Origin of the sequence: Acinetobacter sp. YH12255 (assembly GCF_013417355.1) — a bacterium.
GTDB lineage: Bacteria > Pseudomonadota > Gammaproteobacteria > Pseudomonadales > Moraxellaceae > Acinetobacter > Acinetobacter pseudolwoffii.
The window spans coordinates 1-3728 of record NZ_VPEC01000095.1 but is presented as its reverse complement, the minus strand read 5'-3'; the positions used below and the strand labels follow the sequence as shown (position 1 = coordinate 3728).

Below are 3728 nucleotides of genomic sequence, written 5' to 3'. Positions count from 1 at the left end.
CATGAGAAAGCCCATATAAATGGGTAATGTACAAGTTGCTGTAGAAGCATGTTTAATTCGTCTGATCACAGATACTTTATAAAGTATTTTAATACTTTTTTGAATCCGTCAATGCGTAAGTCCTAAAATACTGCTTTTATCCAATCAGCTTGAGATAAAATTTTCCATTAAAAAAGCCTGCTACAGGCTTTTTTAACAAAGAGTGAAATCAAAGTATTAATCACGGCGATCGCGTGGACGCTGCTGTTGCTGTTGCCGTCGATTATCGCTCCAGCGTGGGTTAGATGAACGGTTTTGCTGGGCTTTTTTGGCACGTTGATCGGTGATCCGTTTACGATCCTGCTCCAGGCGGCGTTTATTACGTTCTGTTTCAGCCTGTTTTTGCCGTTGGCTCATCATGTTTTTACGCTGCTGTTCCTGGCGTTGTCGTTCCAGCTGGCTTTTACGTCGGTCCTGTTCTAACTGTCTTTTACGGTCCTGTTCCCAGTTACGACGCTGCACTTCCTGTTTACGTCGATCCAGTTCAATACGTTTACGTTGCTGTTCATATTCCCAGCGTTGCCGATCATAACGACGCTGTTGCTCATAACGACGATCCTGTTCATAGCGGCGATCAGAACGCTGATCATAACGGCCATCGTAGTAGCCACCATCTTCAGGGAAAGCAACACAGCCTACAGCCAAAAATGCAGTCGCCAGAGACAGAGCTATAATTTTGCCAGCCATAGGCATTCTCCCAACTTGAAATAAAAAATATACTGAAGCTCGCAAAACTACGTCAAAAATACCATTTAAACGGTCAATGACATCTTTTATAAATCAGGTTAACGTATTGGATAAATACTATATGTACTTAGATATTAAGACTTATATAAGAATATGGTCACTGAAACGCTAATCGTGTAGAAACTATGAAGAATTAAGAGAATAAGGACTAAAAATAATGACTGTGAATCATCCAGTACTGAAAAGTGTCATGGAGAAAGGGCAAGGCACAGCAGCGCGTATGCTGGATCGCTTACCTGGTATTGCACAAGACGCATTGGTTAAGGCTTTGGACTATCCTCATCACTATCCTGATTTAGACCCCATGGTCAAATGCCTGATGGCGATTCAGCTTAAACAGGGGCATGGCAGCTTTCTGAGTGAAGATGTCGCACAGGCACGGGTGGCGTTTGATGCGCGCATGAAAACAATTCAGGCCAGACCGACTGCTGTGAAAATGGTAGAAGAGCTGCGTCTGCCTTTGCAAAGTGGCAGCATCTTTGCCCGGCATTATCATCCAGCTCCACAAAAGAAGTTGCCGATGGTGATTTTTTATCATGGCGGTGCATTTATGGTGGGCGGTCTGGACAGCCATGATGAATTCTGTCGCTTGCTGGCAGTACATGCCAAAGTACAGGTGTTAAGCGTGGCTTATCCGCTGACGCCAGAATTTAGCCCCTTGCAGATGGTACAGGTTTGTGAAGATGCCCTGGCGTGGGCACATCAGCATAGCAAGCAGCTAAAAGTCTATAAAAACCGGATTGCCTTGGCAGGGGACAGTGCCGGCGGAAATCTGGCTACTGTTGTAGCTCAGCGCAGTGTAGGTAAATCTTATGCCGCACGAGCGCAGCTTTTGCTTTATCCGGCGGTCGACTTTAAAAGTCGCCATCCATCTTTTTATGCCTATAAAGATGGACTGGTACTTTCAGAGCAGGATATTGATCTGGTGACCTTCATGTATGCCCAGACCCATCAGATTGAATTAGATGATCCACTGATTTCACCGACCTATGGTGAATTGCAAAACTTGCCGCCGAGCTATGTGATTACCGCACGTCATGATGTCCTGCATGATGAAGGTTCAATCTATGCGCATAAACTACGTCAGAATGGTGTGAGTGTTCATTATCATGAATATACCGACCAGGCACATGGTTTTATCAACCTGACGCCGATCTCCCGCCGTGCCAAAAAATATGTGATTGAGATCAGCAAAAATTTCCGCAAATTCTGGGACAAAAATAGTTAAATCCAAGGCGTGAATGCAAAAAGGTGTTTCTCATGAAACACCTTTTTTTATAGATAGGTTTTTATCAATTCTTATACTTTGCTGCTAATCTGCGCTTCAGGAAAGATCAGATTGAATTTGGGAACATAAAAGCTTTGCAGCAATTTGGCTTTGGAAAAGTCTGGAAATATATTGTCGATATCTTGCCATTCTACTTGCGAGAGTTTGGAGAGATGACCACGGAATTGTGGGCTGAACTGAAAACGCTGACCTTTCCAGGCTTGCTGAATTTTGAGCATAGAGGCTGGAATATGATGACTATTAATATAGAACTTGCGCGCAGATTTGGTTTTTTTGAGTCGAATCGTCATACGCTGGTTTTGATACTGAATATGACACAATATTTCCTGATTTTTTTCCTGCCATTCAAATTCTGCATGTTCTTTGGGAATACCCCATAAATGCTGGCCGTGTATGACAGATTCATGAGTAGAGACATAAATTTTAGGAATCGAGCTGAGGCGTCGTTTACTAATTAAAGGATGATCCAGAATCAGTAACTCATCATAAGGACCAATTGGTGAAGAATGATAACGCACCAATAACACTTGTACCACGCGACCCAGTGGGGAGGGGGCAATACGGAACTGCTTGGCTTGCTGAATAAAGCCGGGTGTTAGCCAGTAATTCAAAATAAAACCTTCGCCCTGTAAATGCCAAGGCGGAAACTGGTGGATATTTTGCTCCTGTAATAATGCATGGCTCATTCTTATTCTCTTGTCTTTAGTCGGCAGGCAACTGCATTATGAGTTATAAAAGATTAATATACAGTCATTCACAACCATTACTTCTAAGTAGATGAGTTAAAAAATGTTAAAGAAATCATTATATGCGATCGCCCTTACTGCCATCAGTCTGCCAGGTTTTGCTGCCAATACCCTTATTGAGATGAAAACTTCATCGGGAAATATTGAAATTGAGCTCTTTAATGATCAAGCCCCGATCTCGGCAAAGAACTTTGAAAACTATGTAAAGAGCAACTTCTATAAGGACACTATCTTTCACCGGGTCATTCCCGGCTTTATGGTGCAGGGTGGGGGCTTTGATAGCAACATGCAGGAAAAGGCCAATACCCAAGCTCCAATTAAAAATGAATCATCGAATGGTCTGCAAAATAAACGCGGTACTTTAGCGATGGCGCGTACCAATCAGCCGGATTCTGCACGAGCACAATTCTTTGTAAATCTGGTCGATAACGATTTTCTGGATCGTTCTGCCCGAAATGCAGGCTATGCGGTCTTCGGTAAGGTCACTAAAGGTATGGATATTGTCGATCAGATTGCCAAAGTGCCGACTCGAAACTATGGAATGCATCAAAATGTGCCGGTGAAGCCTATCAAGATCAACAGTGTGAACATTAAAGCGCCAGTTGTGAGAAACTAGGTACAGAATAAAACAGAAATATTTAATTCATATTTCTGTTTTAAAAATATGTAGTTATGTGATGTTTTGTATAAATACGAACCAAATTGGTGCATAAAAATAAAACAGTCGTGATTCCTGTGAGTTAAAAGCGCTTGCACCTGTAGGAAATTACCCTATAATGAGCCCATACCGACGAGATAGACGGAAACGAACGAAGCAAATTGCTGAGTTGTTAAGTATATCGAAGTCCAGCTTCTTGCACTGACGAGGTGTTAGAAAGATCATTAAGAGATTATGAAGAACAACTTGT

At 42.5% G+C, this 3728-nt stretch carries 4 protein-coding genes; 2 read left to right on the top strand and 2 right to left on the bottom strand.

The annotated features are described in order from the left end of the window. Nucleotides 1-216: 216 nt before the first annotated feature. A complete protein-coding gene (locus tag FTV30_RS15710; protein ID WP_100358290.1) occupies nt 217-726 on the bottom strand; it encodes a hypothetical protein in 510 nt (169 codons plus the stop codon). Nucleotides 727-943: 217 nt separating this feature from the next. Here FTV30_RS15710 and FTV30_RS15705 point away from each other — a divergent pair, with 217 nt between their 5' ends. After that, nucleotides 944-2014 carry an alpha/beta hydrolase gene (locus FTV30_RS15705; RefSeq protein WP_100329871.1) on the top strand — a complete coding sequence of 357 codons (1071 nt, stop codon included), beginning with the start codon at nt 944-946 and terminating at the stop codon, nt 2012-2014. A 71-nt stretch (nt 2015-2085) separates the two neighbouring features. Here FTV30_RS15705 and FTV30_RS15700 read toward each other — a convergent pair whose 3' ends face one another. Then, the gene (locus tag FTV30_RS15700; protein ID WP_100329872.1) at nt 2086-2760 is read right to left on the bottom strand and encodes an acetoacetate decarboxylase family protein; all 675 of its coding nucleotides are present in this window, start codon (nt 2758-2760) and stop codon (nt 2086-2088) included. A 103-nt stretch (nt 2761-2863) separates the two neighbouring features. Between FTV30_RS15700 and FTV30_RS15695 the strand changes: the two genes are divergently transcribed. Continuing rightward, complete coding sequence (locus FTV30_RS15695; RefSeq protein ID WP_074383779.1) at nt 2864-3436, top strand: peptidylprolyl isomerase; 573 nt, start codon at nt 2864-2866, stop codon at nt 3434-3436. The last annotated feature ends 292 nt before the right edge of the window (nt 3437-3728 follow it).